11 protein-coding genes are annotated in these 13,843 nt (G+C 44.2%); 6 read left to right on the top strand and 5 right to left on the bottom strand.

Translation table 11 applies throughout. The features are described from left to right. Window positions 1-56 precede the first annotated feature (56 nt). From BS636_RS14390 to BS636_RS14365, 6 genes are all read left to right on the top strand, one after another. Window positions 57-1,604, top strand: coding sequence for a TolC family outer membrane protein (locus BS636_RS14390; RefSeq protein ID WP_099339402.1), 1,548 nt, complete (start codon window positions 57-59; stop codon window positions 1,602-1,604). Beyond that, window positions 1,601-3,739, top strand: coding sequence for a type I secretion system permease/ATPase (locus BS636_RS14385; RefSeq protein ID WP_099339401.1), 2,139 nt, complete (start codon window positions 1,601-1,603; stop codon window positions 3,737-3,739). Before BS636_RS14390 ends, BS636_RS14385 begins: the two co-directional genes overlap by 4 nt. Beyond that, window positions 3,736-4,923, top strand: coding sequence for an HlyD family efflux transporter periplasmic adaptor subunit (locus BS636_RS14380; RefSeq protein WP_099339400.1), 1,188 nt, complete (start codon window positions 3,736-3,738; stop codon window positions 4,921-4,923). The genes BS636_RS14385 and BS636_RS14380 overlap by 4 nt, the downstream gene beginning before the upstream one ends. 109 nt (window positions 4,924-5,032) lie before the next feature. Further along, a complete protein-coding gene (locus tag BS636_RS14375; protein ID WP_099339399.1) occupies window positions 5,033-5,632 on the top strand; it encodes an IMPACT family protein in 600 nt (199 codons plus the stop codon). After that, window positions 5,625-6,242, top strand: a complete 618-nt coding sequence (locus BS636_RS14370; protein ID WP_099339398.1) for an acyltransferase — start codon at window positions 5,625-5,627, stop codon at window positions 6,240-6,242. The genes BS636_RS14375 and BS636_RS14370 overlap by 8 nt, the downstream gene beginning before the upstream one ends. A 186-nt stretch (window positions 6,243-6,428) precedes the next feature. Beyond that, window positions 6,429-7,271: a universal stress protein gene (locus BS636_RS14365; protein WP_099339397.1), complete on the top strand. Its 843-nt coding sequence runs from the start codon at window positions 6,429-6,431 to the stop codon at window positions 7,269-7,271. Between the two features lie 202 nt (window positions 7,272-7,473). On the opposite strand, the gene BS636_RS14360 is transcribed toward BS636_RS14365, so the two are convergent. The 5 genes from BS636_RS14360 to BS636_RS14340 all read right to left on the bottom strand — a co-directional run bounded on the left by BS636_RS14360 (window position 7,474) and on the right by BS636_RS14340 (window position 13,758). Then, window positions 7,474-8,139: an O-methyltransferase gene (locus tag BS636_RS14360; protein ID WP_099339681.1), complete on the bottom strand. Its 666-nt coding sequence runs from the start codon at window positions 8,137-8,139 to the stop codon at window positions 7,474-7,476. A gap of 132 nt (window positions 8,140-8,271) precedes the next feature. Further along, the gene (locus BS636_RS14355; protein WP_099339396.1) at window positions 8,272-8,985 is read right to left on the bottom strand and encodes a D-Ala-D-Ala carboxypeptidase family metallohydrolase; all 714 of its coding nucleotides are present in this window, start codon (window positions 8,983-8,985) and stop codon (window positions 8,272-8,274) included. 141 nt (window positions 8,986-9,126) lie between these two features. After that, window positions 9,127-9,450, bottom strand: coding sequence for a ferredoxin FdxA (gene fdxA, locus BS636_RS14350; protein ID WP_004812595.1), 324 nt, complete (start codon window positions 9,448-9,450; stop codon window positions 9,127-9,129). A gap of 201 nt (window positions 9,451-9,651) precedes the next feature. After that, window positions 9,652-12,285 carry a DNA mismatch repair protein MutS gene (gene mutS, locus BS636_RS14345; protein WP_099339395.1) on the bottom strand — a complete coding sequence of 878 codons (2,634 nt, stop codon included), beginning with the start codon at window positions 12,283-12,285 and terminating at the stop codon, window positions 9,652-9,654. A 234-nt stretch (window positions 12,286-12,519) separates the two neighbouring features. Continuing rightward, entirely contained in the window at window positions 12,520-13,758 is a 1,239-nt protein-coding gene (locus BS636_RS14340) for a GGDEF domain-containing protein (protein WP_213064226.1), read from the bottom strand. Between the last annotated feature and the right edge of the window lie 85 nt (window positions 13,759-13,843).

Below are 13,843 nucleotides of genomic sequence, written 5' to 3'. Positions count from 1 at the left end.
TCATCATTTTAAAATATTTTTGGTATATAGTTAGTTTAAAAACGACACCAATAATCATGCTATTGCAAGCAAAAAACTTTAATAAACTTCGGGGTAATTTACAGGGAAAAAAAGGGATATTTATCGCCCTATTATTGCCTCTGCAAATGTCTCAGGTTTATGCGGCGGATACAGAAAACGGCTATTTTCAGGGATTTAAACAAGGGGTCAGCAAATTGTTTTTCCCTGAACCTGTGAAGTCTTCCCATACGGTTGATCTGCGGGAGCTGAGTAATTACCAGCTGGATACCTCACGTGTGCAAGAGTTGCCTCAAGTAGGTAGTTTTCAGAATGCTACTCGCACACAAAATAATGTGCCAGTGACAGGTATTCCTAGACGCATCAATTTGAAAGATGCTGTACTTACGGCAGTTCAGCGTCGTCCTGAAATTTCCCAAAGTATTTCTTCACTGTCTTCACAGGCAGCCAATATTGATGTCGCAAGGGCGCAATACTATCCGCAGATTTCTGGTGGATATGGGACGGCCGATTTGACCAAGGGTGAACGTGGTCGTCAGATGGTGTCTTTGAATGCCACTCAAATGCTGTATGATTTTGGCAAGGTCAAATCTAGTGTCACTACTGAAGAAGCCAAGCTGGCTGAAGAACAGGCACGGGTTTTAGTCAGTCTGGATCAGATTTCGCTTGAAGTAGCAGATGCCATTGTCAATATCAAGCGTTATCAGGAAATTACCAGGATTGCTGAACAGCAGAAACAGGGGATTGCACGGATTGCCGAAATTGCCAATCTACGTGCTAGAGCTGGGATCAGCAGTCAGGCCGATCCAATTCAGGCACAGTCTAATCTGGAAGCGGCAGAGAATAACTTAATTGTGCAACAAACCCAGTTACGCCAATATCAACAAAAACTGCGTACTTTATTGGGATTTGATGTTACCAATGTGGATTGGGAAATTCCGGATAGTCTGGTTCAACAGGCCGGACTTTATCAAGATCCTGAATTTACCAGTATTCCTACTTTAATGTTGGCACATGCCGGGGTTGAAGTCGCTCGTTCTCAAAAAGAACAGGCCAAGTTAAGTACTTACCCGACGATTAATGTTAAGGGGAGTATGAATCAGGCCGTGAATGGTCGAAATCCGAATAATAATGAAGATGATGGCTTTTATAGTTCTATCATGATTGAAGCCACCAGTAATTTCTATCAAGGTGGGGCGACCAAGTCGCAGACCCGTGCTGCCAGTTTTGCTGAAGAAGCAGCACGTGCGCAGGTTAATACTGCCTATCTTGATGTGGTGGATCAGGTACGTTTGATTCGCGAACAGATTGAAAATAAACAGCGACAAATGGACATTCTGGCGCAGCGCCGTGCCACCACTGTGCGCACTAGAGAGTTGTATCAGGAACAATATAAACTCGGCACCCGAACCGTGGTTGATCTGCTCAATGCAGAACAAGCGATTCATAGTGCAGCCCAAGAAATTGAAACTGCGCGCTACGATATTTATACCGCCATTGTTCAGTACATTCAGGTCACCGGTCGCACACGTGATCTTTATGACCTTAACCGTATTTCTATTCAGGGGTTTGAAGTACAGCCATGAGTAATACAATAAATTATCAGCCGTGGCTTCAAGCGATTCTTAATATCGCCAAGCATTATCGTATCGAGCCATCTGAGGAAAGAATCCGACTGCAACTCGACTGGAACCAGCATCATGATGTTGATGAGCTGCTTAAGGTTGTATCGCGTCAAGTCGGTTTAAATGTACGTAAAAACAAATTTGATGCCAGTCTGCTCAGTCCATGGAAATTGCCGGTACTGGTTGAGTTTGAAAATGGCGAAGTTGGCGTGATTGAGCGTATTGATAGCGAAGGCAATGCCAGTGTGCAGCTCAGTGGTGATCATGGACTCTCTCAGGTCTTTGATCTGGAGCATCTGAAACAAGGGGCTAAAAACCTCTATATCCTGCGTCCAGAATCTTCAGTGCCGGATGCCCGGGTCGATGAATACATCAAGCCTTTTGAGAAGAACTGGTTCTGGTCGATCGTCCTAAATGATTGGAAACGTTATGTCGATGTGATGTTTGCTTCCTTGATCGCAAATATCCTCGCGCTTGCTACCATTGTCTTTTCCATGAACGTGTATGACCGGGTGATTCCATCACAGTCGGTTCCAACCTTATGGGTACTCGCCGGTGGTGTGTTGATTGCAGCGATCTTTGAATTTACCTTGCGCGTCTCCCGAATTTATCTATCCGACATTATTGGTAAACGTGCTGATTTGCGTATTTCTGACCGGGTGTTTGGTCATGCGCTACGGATTAAAAACAAAGAGCGTTCGAAGTCTACTGGTACTTTTATTTCACAGATTCGTGAACTGGAAGGCGTGAGGGAGCTGGTCACTTCAACGACTGTTACTGCGATTGCCGATCTGCCATTCTTCTTCCTGTTCCTCGGGATCTTCTGGCTGATTGGTGGCAACCTATTCTGGGTAATGCTGCTAGTCGTACCACTCATGATTTTACCGGGTATTCTGGCACAGAAAAAACTGGCTGCACTGGCACAGATGGGCATGCGCGAATCTGCAATCCGTAATGCCTTACTAGTCGAAGCAGTACAAGGGATTGAGGATATCAAGCTACTACGTGCTGAGTCACGTTTCCAGAATCAGTGGAACCACATGAATGAGGTTTCAGCGGATGTCAGCATGCAGCAACGTAAGATTGTGGGCTTGATGACGGCCTGGACCCAGAAGATTCAAGGTTTGACGTTTGCGATTGTAGTGCTGGTAGGCTGTTTTGCTGTCATGGAAGGTGAAATGACGACTGGTGCGCTGGTTGCCTGTTCAATTCTGTCTTCACGTATGCTGGCGCCAATTTCCCAGATCACTGGTGTGTTGGGGCGTTTACAGCAGGCCAAAGTCGCGAAAAACGGTTTGGACGAACTGATGAAAAAGCCAGTGGATCAGCCGGACTATTCGCATCTGATTCATCGTCCATTGCTAGAAGGTCAATATGAGCTTAGCGGTGCAGTATTCAAGTATGGTGAAGATGATCCTAAGCCAACACTAGTGATTCCAAAACTGGAAATCAAACCGGGTGAAAGGATTGCGATTCTGGGACGTAACGGTGCCGGTAAATCCACCTTATTGCAGCTGTTATCCGGTATGCAAACACCATTACAAGGCAAGGTTAAACTTGATGGAATTGACCTGAACCTGATTGACCCGGCAGATGTACGCCGTGATATGGGCTTACTAAATCAAAACTCACAACTGTTCTACGGCAGCATTCGTGAAAACCTGACTTTGGGTGCTCCCCTGGCAACCGATCAGCAAATTCTTGAAGCTTTACAACTCACTGGTGCACTGGGCTTTGTTCAGGAAAAGAAAGAAGGTCTAGATCATATTATTCTTGAAGGCGGTGTCGGCTTCTCTGGTGGTCAGCGTCAGGCCTTGCTTCTTTCCCGTTTGCTGATTCGTCAACCACGTATCTTGTTACTAGATGAGCCAACTGCTGCCATTGATGATGTCACTGAGAAACAGCTGATTGATAATCTGAAAACTTATCTGATTGGTCGAACCATGGTAGTGGCAACACATCGTCGTGCGGTACTTGAACTGGTAGACCGGATTATCGTAGTCAATGATGGCAAGATTGTGATGGATGGTCCACGCGATCAGATCCTGAATCAATCACAAGGTGGAGCGAAACGTGTAACGGGAGCAGGCGCATGAGTGCACAACAGGAAATCAAGCGTTCAACCAAAGTCAGCTTTCAGGAACCACCTTTGCCAAAATCAAGTGTGATTATCTGGATCATTGGTTTAGGTTTACTTATTCTACTGATGTGGGCGTGGCTGTTTAAACTGGAAGAAGTTTCGACTGGTACGGGTAAGGTGATTCCATCTTCCAAAGAGCAGGTTATCCAGTCTCTGGAAGGCGGGATCCTCACCAAGCTAAATGTCAAAGAAGGTGAGATTGTCGAGCAAGGTCAGGTATTGGCTCAGCTTGATCCGACCCGTTTTGAATCGAATGTCGGTGAATCTGCTTCTTTGTTAATTTCATCACGTGCGACTGCTGCACGTTTACGTGCCGAAGTCACTGGTGCGCCGTTGTCATTCCCACCGGAAGTGCTTAAAGAGCCGAAACTGGTGGCAGAAGAAACAGCATTGTTTAAATCCCGCCGTGCCAATCTGGAAGAATCTTTGGCCGGGTTAAAACAGGCATTGGTGCTGGTGCAGCAAGAACTAGCCATGACTGAGCCTTTGGTCGCAAAGGGTGCTGCAAGTGAAGTGGAAGTGTTGCGATTAAAACGTGAAGCCAATGATCTGCAAAACCAGATGAATGATGTACGTAACCAGTATTTTGTCAAAGCACGTGAAGAATTGGCTAAGGCCAATACCGATGTAGAAACCCAGCAACAGGTGGTACGTGGCAAGTCTGATACCTTGAACCGTACTATTTTCAAATCGCCTGTACGTGGTGTGGTCAAGGAAATTGATGTCATGACCTTAGGTGGAGTCATTCCACAAAATGGTAAGCTGATGACCATCGTGCCATTGGATGAAAAACTGTTAGTCGAGGCGCGTATCTCACCACGGGACATTGCCTTTATCCGTCCAGATCAGGAAGCTTTAGTGAAAATTACGGCTTATGATTACTCGATTTATGGTGGTCTAAAAGGTAAGGTTACGGTGATTTCACCAGATACCTTACGTGATGAAGTCAAGCAGGATCAGTTCTATTACCGAGTGTATATCCGTACCGAAAATGACAAGCTGACCAATAAGGCAGGGCAGGAATTCAATATCACACCAGGTATGGTGGCGACCGTGGATATTCGTACCGGTGAAAAAACCGTACTGGATTACCTAGTTAAGCCGTTTAACAAAGCCAAAGAAGCCTTGCGCGAACGCTAATTCTGCATTGTAGTTGTACAAAATCAAGCCTCTATGTATAGGGGCTTTTTTTTGTTTGTACAGATAAACACGCTATACTGCAGCACAGTGATGTTATTGTTTGAATCCAATGTCTTTTACCATTGCCAGTCTTGTCAGTTTTGAAGAAGAGATCAAGAAAAGCCGCTTTCAGGCCTTTGCCATACCAGTGGAATCTGAACAGGATGTAAAGGATTTTCTCGAAGCTTATCGCGATCCAACCACTACACATCAGTGCTGGGCTTGGAAGATTGGGCATAATGTCCGTTTTAATGATGACGGTGAGCCTTCTGGAACTGCAGGTCGGCCGATTTTAGCGACCATTGAAGGCAATGAGCTGACCAATATCCTGGTCTTGGTGAATCGCTGGTATGGCGGAATCAAGTTGGGTACAGGCGGTTTGGTACGTGCCTATGGTGGATGTGCTGGTCAATGCCTCGTCTTGGCTGAAAAGATTGAACTAATTGAAAAGAAAAAAGTGTTCTTCCGCTGTAATTTTAGTGAATGGGCTATTTTTCAATATGAGCTGAATCAACAACAAATCGACTATCAGGAAGACTATACCGCAGAAGGTGTCGAGGTCATTGCACACATGCAAAAGCATCAGATTGAGCCATTTGCCCTAAAGATCCAAGATGTCAGCCGTGGACGTGAAGCCTTAAAAATTATAGATGAGCCACAAGATGACTGAACAGGATCCTTTACTGAAATATCGCGAGCAGCATAAGCATCGGCTGAACTATATGCCATGGCTGTACTGGTCACTCAAGCCCAAAAATCGAGGCTGGGCAGAGCAGTGGCAACGTGAATATCAGGATTATCTCCGTGAAATGGAAACAGTGGAGATCGGCGAAAACTGCTTTATTTCACCGGTGGCACATATCTTTGCTGAACCAGGCCGAAAAATTGTGATTGGTGATAATACTTTTATTGCAGCAGACTGTACCTTGCATGGGCCGCTGGAAATTGGCAGTGAAGTCGCAATTAACCATCATTGTATTTTAGATGGTGGACGGGGCGGAATTAAATTGCATGATCAGGTGCGAATGGCTGCTTATTGTCATCTTTATGCTTTTGATCATGGTATGGAGCTGGAACAGCCAATTTACCAACAGCCAGTGCGTTCTAAAGGGATTGAGATCGGCCGTGATGTCTGGCTTGGTGCCCATGTCGGCATTAAAGATGGAGTAAAAATTGCGGATCAGGCTGTGGTTGGTATGAGTAGTATGGTCACTAAAGATGTGGGCGAACGCATGATTGTGGCAGGTAATCCAGCCAAACTAATCCGTTATCGCGATTAATCCATTTTTGAATTTTAGCGGGAACAAGGATTGTTCAGGCATTTCAAAAAGGTATAAGCTTCTAGAACATCACATAAAAATTAACATAATTCAAATCCAGTGCTACAGAATTTGCTGCACATTTGGCGAAGGCTATGCTAAGTTAAAAATATCTAAGAACTTTTATTATAATGAGAGAGGCTAAACATGAAACGTGTCATTGCCTGCATAGATTCTTCTCCTTGCATTAATGCCCTCGCAGAAGCGGCTGCATGGATTGCCAAGCAAACCCATCGCGAGCTGGTCTTATTGCAAGTTCTAGATTATTACCCTGCCAGTTATCATTTGGGGGAAATCAGCGGTGTGATCGGTTTTGAAAGCAATGCCATGTTGCTGAAGGAATTGGCCGAACTTGAACAGAAACAAAGCGAATTGGCTCTCGACTATAGCAATAATCTGCTGCGGCATATTTCTGACCAGATCAAAGAAAAACACAACATCAATACCATCCATATTCAGGAAAAAGGTGATTTCCTGGAACAAAGCTTTCAGCTGCTGAGACCCGATGACATTGTGGTGATTGGTCGCTTAGGTGAACGATCTGCCGAGAAAAATAAGCCGATGGGCACCAATGTAGAAAACTTTATCCGTGGTGCCAACTGTACGGTCATGACGGTAGGTGAAAACTTTAAGCCGCCAACACGTTTTATCTTTGCCTATGAATATTCACCAACCTGTATCAAGATGATGAAGCGCATTGCTGAAAGTGATTTGCTGAAACTATTACAATGTCACTTACTCTATGTCGGCGATCATGCAGAAATCCTGAATGAACCGCTGAATTATCTGAAAGAAGCTGGACTGGATGTTGTACCAGAATACCGCTATGGTGATGTGGCTGAGAATATTTTGTCTTATCAGCAAGAACAGGGCATTCAGCTAATTGTCCTAGGTGCTTTCAGCCACAGCAAGATTCATCAGTTTTTCCTGGGTAGCATTGCGACCACAATCTTCCGGAATTCAAAAGTCCCACTTCTGGTAGCTAAATAAAGGTAAATGCTGGAAAAAGAGTGATAAGTTTAAAATGACAATTCCACCAAGGTCGAAAAGCATGATGTTGGAAATTGTTACAGTTTGATTTAAAAATAATCAGAGTTATCCTCATATATTGTGGATAACTCTGTGGTTACATTACGCAAGTCATTGTTATATATTTAAAATACTTTATTGGCTGTTTTTTGCTCTTAGATTGTTACTTGACAATAGCGAGTGCAAAACCGTCATGACCTTTGCTGCCTACGGTCTGTAAAGCCGTACTAGAAAGCAGACGCGGGTGATTCTGCATCGCTTCGAACATGCTGCGAATACCTTCGATACTTGGCTTATTATTGTCCGGATCAATAATCGCACCAGCACGAATCACGTTGTCTAGAAAGATCACTGTTCCTGAACGAGAAAGTTTCAGGCTGAGTTCCAGATATTCCGGATAGCTCTGTTTATCCGCATCAATAAAGATAAAATCAAACGGTTCAGTATCTTCTGGCAGGGCTTTCAGAATATCTGCTGCACGGCCACATTTAAGCTCGACAGTCTGTTTAAGATTGGCCCGGTCGATATTTTCCTGACCCATCGCGGCATGCGTATCACGACCTTCAATCGTCAGGATATAGCCATCTTCAGGTAGGGCACGTGCCAGCCACATGGTGCTATATGCAGCAAAAGTTCCCAGCTCAAGTACACGCTTGCAGCCATTCATCTGAATCAGCATCTGTAACAGCATACCTTGATTGGCAGCTACAGCCAGATGATCAGGGAATCCATGTGCAGCTGTATTTTCAAGAGTTTGTTTCAGAATGGGATCATCAGGGATTAAATGTGAATCAATATAATTGTCGAGATCTGTCCACATTTGTTGCATAGCTTGAGCACCTTTGTTGCGATGCAGGCATTTTAAACCTTTCGCCATGGAGCGCAATTTATTGTTCTATATTTGCTTTAAAAATGAGCAATACAGAACTTTTCACGTGTTCTGTATTGCAATTGGTATGACTTAGTAATTACACATTGAAGATCTACGGCTCAGATCCGGTCCCCAGGTACGGTAACCTTGGGTATCAATATGGATTTGACCTGAAGCATATAGACCCAAGCCCATATTCAGACTTTGACCATGCTGTAACCAGAATTGGCAGAGTTTGAACTTGGTATTTTCAATATAGGCATAATCTTCTGGTTGTGGGAATTCCGGCCCAATCCGGAAATCAATCGCAGAGTTATATAGGTGACGAGAAGAGTTAGCACCACCGGCACATTTATTGAGTGGCAGATCACGATAAACGGATGTCACTTCAAAATCATTCAGCACATTGGCTGCAACCAAATATTTGAACACACGTAATGTTGGCAACTGATTTGCCCAAAGTTCACGGCTTGGCACCATATATTGCGGCCCGCCACAACGTGACCAGTCACGTGCAGTACGCATCAATTCAAAGCTAGGAATAATGTTGCCTACAGAATTACGTTCCAAAAACACCTCATATTCGCGTACACGAGAGAGATTGTTGGATACAGCTGCCCAATTGGTATAGGCAAAGGGAATACTTTTAGGCAGCACCTTACGATCCACCTTAACCTGTTCTTGAGGAATGTAAATTCGTTTCCCATCTGGCGAGGTCATTGGTTTTTTTGTCGCAGTGGTACAGCCCACCATGACAAAAGGGATCATGCAGAGGCCCAATAATCCCTTGTAAAAATGCTTCATTATTAGAAATCAGGTATTTATAAAATAGCGCTATTTTAGTCCACTTTTGCGGAGAAATTCAGGATAAATTGCAATGAAATGTGTGCATCAGGTACAAAAAAAGACCAGACTATGCTGATCTTTTTTTCATGATCTGAAAAATTACTTTTCAAGATACTGCAGTTTGTCTGCTTTACCGTTCCATTCTTCACGGTCAGCTGGCTGGTCACCAATTTGGGTGATGTTCGGCCATTTTTGAGACAGCTCAGCATTCAATTCGATGAATACTTCCTGACCTTCAGGTAATTCATCCTCAGAGAAAATTGCATTTGCAGGACATTCTGGTTCACATAACGCACAGTCGATACACTCGTCCGGGTTAATTACAAGGAAGTTCGGACCTTCATAGAAACAATCTACAGGGCAAACTTCAACACAGTCTTGATATTTACATTTAATACAATTTTCAGTGACAACGAAGGTCATGGCGACAGCTACCTAAAAAATATGGTTCTAATACTAATGTGTATTTTAGGCAAAAACCGCAGCAACTAACAATTCCTTTTATTGATATTTGTTATATATAGGGCTGTTATTTTTGCAAAAAATCCGATGAAGGCTGCAAAATCAAGGATTACGAGACCTTTATAGCAAACTGCCCCATACCACATGAGGCAGTCTCAGGTTTTAGCCTGGCAGTTTGAGCAGATCTTTCAGCGCATACAGCTGCTGTAAGGCTTCACGTGGACTAAGGCTATCGACATCAATGTCTTCCAGCAGTTCAAGCGCAGCTGATGGTTTTTCCACTTCAATAATCCGTTCAACCACTGTTTCTACTTGCTCAATTGCAAACAGATCAGGTTGTGGACTTTTTGACTTGGTGTGAGGCTGTTTTTCCAGAATACGCAGACGGTTCTGCGCTTCCTTGATCACATTGGCTGGAATACCGGCAAGTTTAGCCACCTGTAGACCATGACTCTGGCTAGCTGGACCTTGTTGCACTTTGTGTAGCAGGATCAGATTGCCATTCACTTCTCGGGCAGTCACATGATAGTTATCAATACCCGATTCACTGGCTAGTTCGGTTAACTCAAAATAATGTGTAGCAAATAGACATAGACATTGAATGCGTCGGGTCAGATCCAGTACACACGCCCAAGCAAGTGACAGGCCATCATAAGTACTGGTACCACGACCAACTTCATCCATCAACACCAGTGATTGGCTGGTGGCATGATGCAGAATCTGCGATGTCTCAGTCATTTCTACCATGAAGGTAGATTTACCTGTAGAAAGGTCATCTGCCGATCCAATACGGGTAAAGATACGGTCAATCGGTCCTAAAGTTACAGCTTGTGCTGGCACGTAGCTACCACAATAAGCCAGCAGGGCAATTAATGCAGTTTGACGCATAAAGGTCGATTTACCACCCATGTTTGGACCGGTGATAATCGCCATTCGATGCTGATAATCCAGTTGCGTATCATTCGGAGTAAAGGCAGTTTTACTTAAAGCCTCAACCACAGGATGACGACCTGCCTGGATTTTTAAGCCAATTTCCGGACTATATTTCGGACGTGACCAGTTACGTAATCGTGCTTGATGGGCAAAGTTACACAGCAGATCAATCTGTGCGATGGCACTGCTCATCATTTGCAGATTGCCGATATCCGCACGCAATTCATTCAGTAGCATTTCAAACAGCATTTTTTCACATGCAAGTGCCCGGGATTCACTGGACAGCACTTTATCCTCAAAGGCTTTCAGTTCTGGCGTGATATAGCGTTCAGCATTTTTTAGCGTCTGACGACGAATATAATGTTCAGGTGCCTGCTCAGCCTGCGCACGAGTCAGTTCGATATAGTAACCACTGACACGGTTATAACCGATTTTTAAGGTAGGAATACCGCTCTGTTCACGTTCCTTGATTTCCAGATCAATCAGGAATTGCCCGGCATGATCACGAATTTTGCGTAGTTCATCCAGTTCCGCATCAAAACCTTCGGCAATGACATTACCATCACGTAGCAGAACTGGCGGATTTTCAACAATCGCTGACATCAATCGTTGATGCAGACCATGGAAATCACCTAATTCTTCATTCAGTTGAACCAGTAATTTAGACTGCTGCTGGCTGACCATTGGTTGTAGCGCATGACGCAAGAATGGAATCTGGGCACAGGCCTGACGTAATTGAACCAGATCACGAGGACGTGCGCTACCCAGAGCAATACGGCTGAGTACACGTTCAATATCACTGATTTCTTTTAGCACCAGGCGTACTGGTGATTCATGGAAGCCTTCCAGTAATGCCTGAGTCGCATCCAGTCGTTCATCTAGAATGGCAGTGTCACGTAATGGTTGCATCAGGGTACGACTGAGCAGACGGTCACCCATCGCTGTCTGACAGTCATTAATCAATTGAAACAGTGAAGTACCATGTTCAAATAGTGGTTCAATCAGTTCCAGATTACGACGAGTCACCGGATCCAATGCAATAAAGTCTGAGCTTTGTTCTAGTTGAATGGTACGAATATGCGGCAGTGCAGTTTTCTGGGTTTCTTTGGCATAGTGAATCAATGCGGCCGCGGCAGCTTTAGCCAAAGGCAGATGATCAATGCCAAAGCCTGCCAGTGTGCTGACAGCAAACTGGTCACATAAAGTTTTCTGGGCATTGTTCAGGTTGAAGTCGACATTCGGACGTTTACTAACCGGTACATCTAGCTGGAGTTTCAAGTGTTCCACCAGATCCTGTTCCTGAAGATTTTCATCCACCACAATTTCGCTTGGCATCAGACGTGCCAGTTCAATCGCCAGCTGGTTCAGATCATAATCGATCTGCTGAACTTTAAAAATACCGGCACTCAGATCCAGTAGGGCAATGCCGATTTTATTTTGCTGAATACATAGCGCAACCAGATTAGAAGTTTGATGTGCCCCGAGTAGGGCATCATCGGTCAATGTTCCCGGGGTAATAATCCGTACCACGCCACGTTCAACCGGACCTTTCCCTGTAACCTCGCCAATCTGTTCACAGATCACCACGGTTTCGCCTTTTTTCACCAGACGGGCAAGGTAACCTTCAGCCGCATGAAAAGGCACACCCGCCATTGGAATTGGCTGACCATTGGCTTTACCACGGTGTGTCAAGGTAATACCAAGAATTTTGGCTGCTTTATGGGCATCTTCAAAGAACAGTTCGTAGAAATCACCCATGCGATAGAACATCAATGAATGCGGATGCTGCATTTTCACAGACATATACTGCTGCATCATAGGTGTCAGGGTAGAAAGATCAGCCATAAGTTCTGAACTGGTCATTAAGAAGAAATCCTTTAAAAAATAATGGGCAGGCTGGTAAGAGATGATGAGCTGTCGGCAATATAGTCGCTATTCATGCACCGAAACAGAAATCATCCAAGCAGCCATGCAAAATATGTATTGGGCTAAGTCTAGCAAAATTAATTTTTAGAAAGAAATGGATTCGATGACTTCTGTCGAGTCAGTTGAAAGATTGCTGATTTTAAGCACGAAATATATAGACCTGAATCGGCCTTAAATCGTATATAGATTGCTTTTAGACTGAGATTGCGCAAGTTTAAAACGATTACGGCCTTCTGCTTTGGCACTATAAAGTGCTTCGTCAGCTTGGGCAATAAAATCAGCCAAGCGTTCATTTTCTTGAGGGATAGTGCTAGCACAACCGATACTTATGGTGACATGATCCGATACCTGACTAGCTGGATGAGACAGATGCAAAGTATTAATGCGTTGGATTAGTTCTTCGGCAATTTTCTGTATTTCTGCTTCATCGATATAAGGATAGACCAGCAGAAATTCTTCGCCGCCATAACGTGCTGCTAGTTCCATGCTACGTGAGGATATCCCTTGTAGCTGATGGGCGACAGCCTGTAGACATTCATCGCCTGCAATATGCCCAAAATGATCGTTATAGTTTTTAAAGTAATCGATATCGACCATCATGATACTTAAAGGTGTTTGATGGCGTAGTGCATGACGCCATTGTGTATCCAGATGTTCAGTCAAATAACGTCGATTGGCGAGGCCAGTCAGTGCATCAAGTTGCGTCAGCCGTTCCAGTTCCTGTGCTTGTTGCGTCAGTTCTTCTTTGTTTAGTTCAATGATACAGTTTTGCAGATAATTCTCACGATGCTGACGGTCAATCGCATAGGCAATAATCATCCCAAGCAGACTGCTAAAGGTATAAGTACGGTGCAGGAAGGTCCAGTCAATATCGTAGTTTAGAGAAACCGTGACCAGATAACCAATCAGTCCGCCGCCCCAACCCGCAATCAGCGCTGAATAAAAACGCATGCCTACAAAGCTATAGTTAATCACTACTGCATACATCATGGCGACATGAAGCAGAGCATCATTATCAATATCTTGACCAATGACAGGAATAATCACGAAAGAAATCGCCACCGCACAGGTCGCACCGAGCGTGGTGTACAGGTCAAAGAAACGATTCAGCGACTTGCTAAACGACATTAACCAGAGTGTGATGGTGATGATCCCAACCCAGGCATACAGAGAAAGCCAATGGATCAGTTGCTCATTAATTGAAATGGTCTGAAAGATCCCGTAACTAAGCACGAAATACAGAATCAGAATAATACTGCCACGAAAACGAAATTCATAAGCAGCTTCGTCACGGTATTGCTGGCAATAGATTGGCTCGAGTTCTTTTCTGAAATACACATAGTTCAGTCCATGTGCAATCAGGTCATTTACTTTTTCACGGCTAATCTGTTTAGAGCCAGCTAATTTCATAAAATACCATTGCTCATCAAATAAAGTCTTACCTCGACTGAAATTCAAGTTTATATCAGTGGGTTAAGCTATTGATAGCACGAAT

The sequence above is a fragment of the Acinetobacter sp. LoGeW2-3 genome (genome assembly GCF_002688565.1).
Lineage (GTDB): Bacteria > Pseudomonadota > Gammaproteobacteria > Pseudomonadales > Moraxellaceae > Acinetobacter.
This window is presented reverse-complemented; position numbering and strand designations above follow the sequence as displayed.

Coding starts and splice junctions, on each gene's coding strand:
- BS636_RS14390 (WP_099339402.1), top strand. CDS start 57: ATGCTATTGCAAGCAAAAAACTTTAATAAACTTCGGGGTAATTTACAG.
- BS636_RS14385 (WP_099339401.1), top strand. CDS start 1,601: ATGAGTAATACAATAAATTATCAGCCGTGGCTTCAAGCGATTCTTAAT.
- BS636_RS14380 (WP_099339400.1), top strand. CDS start 3,736: ATGAGTGCACAACAGGAAATCAAGCGTTCAACCAAAGTCAGCTTTCAG.
- BS636_RS14375 (WP_099339399.1), top strand. CDS start 5,033: ATGTCTTTTACCATTGCCAGTCTTGTCAGTTTTGAAGAAGAGATCAAG.
- BS636_RS14370 (WP_099339398.1), top strand. CDS start 5,625: ATGACTGAACAGGATCCTTTACTGAAATATCGCGAGCAGCATAAGCAT.
- BS636_RS14365 (WP_099339397.1), top strand. CDS start 6,429: ATGAAACGTGTCATTGCCTGCATAGATTCTTCTCCTTGCATTAATGCC.
- BS636_RS14360 (WP_099339681.1), bottom strand. CDS start 8,139: ATGCAACAAATGTGGACAGATCTCGACAATTATATTGATTCACATTTA.
- BS636_RS14355 (WP_099339396.1), bottom strand. CDS start 8,985: ATGAAGCATTTTTACAAGGGATTATTGGGCCTCTGCATGATCCCTTTT.
- fdxA (WP_004812595.1), bottom strand. CDS start 9,450: ATGACCTTCGTTGTCACTGAAAATTGTATTAAATGTAAATATCAAGAC.
- mutS (WP_099339395.1), bottom strand. CDS start 12,285: ATGACCAGTTCAGAACTTATGGCTGATCTTTCTACCCTGACACCTATG.
- BS636_RS14340 (WP_213064226.1), bottom strand. CDS start 13,758: ATGAAATTAGCTGGCTCTAAACAGATTAGCCGTGAAAAAGTAAATGAC.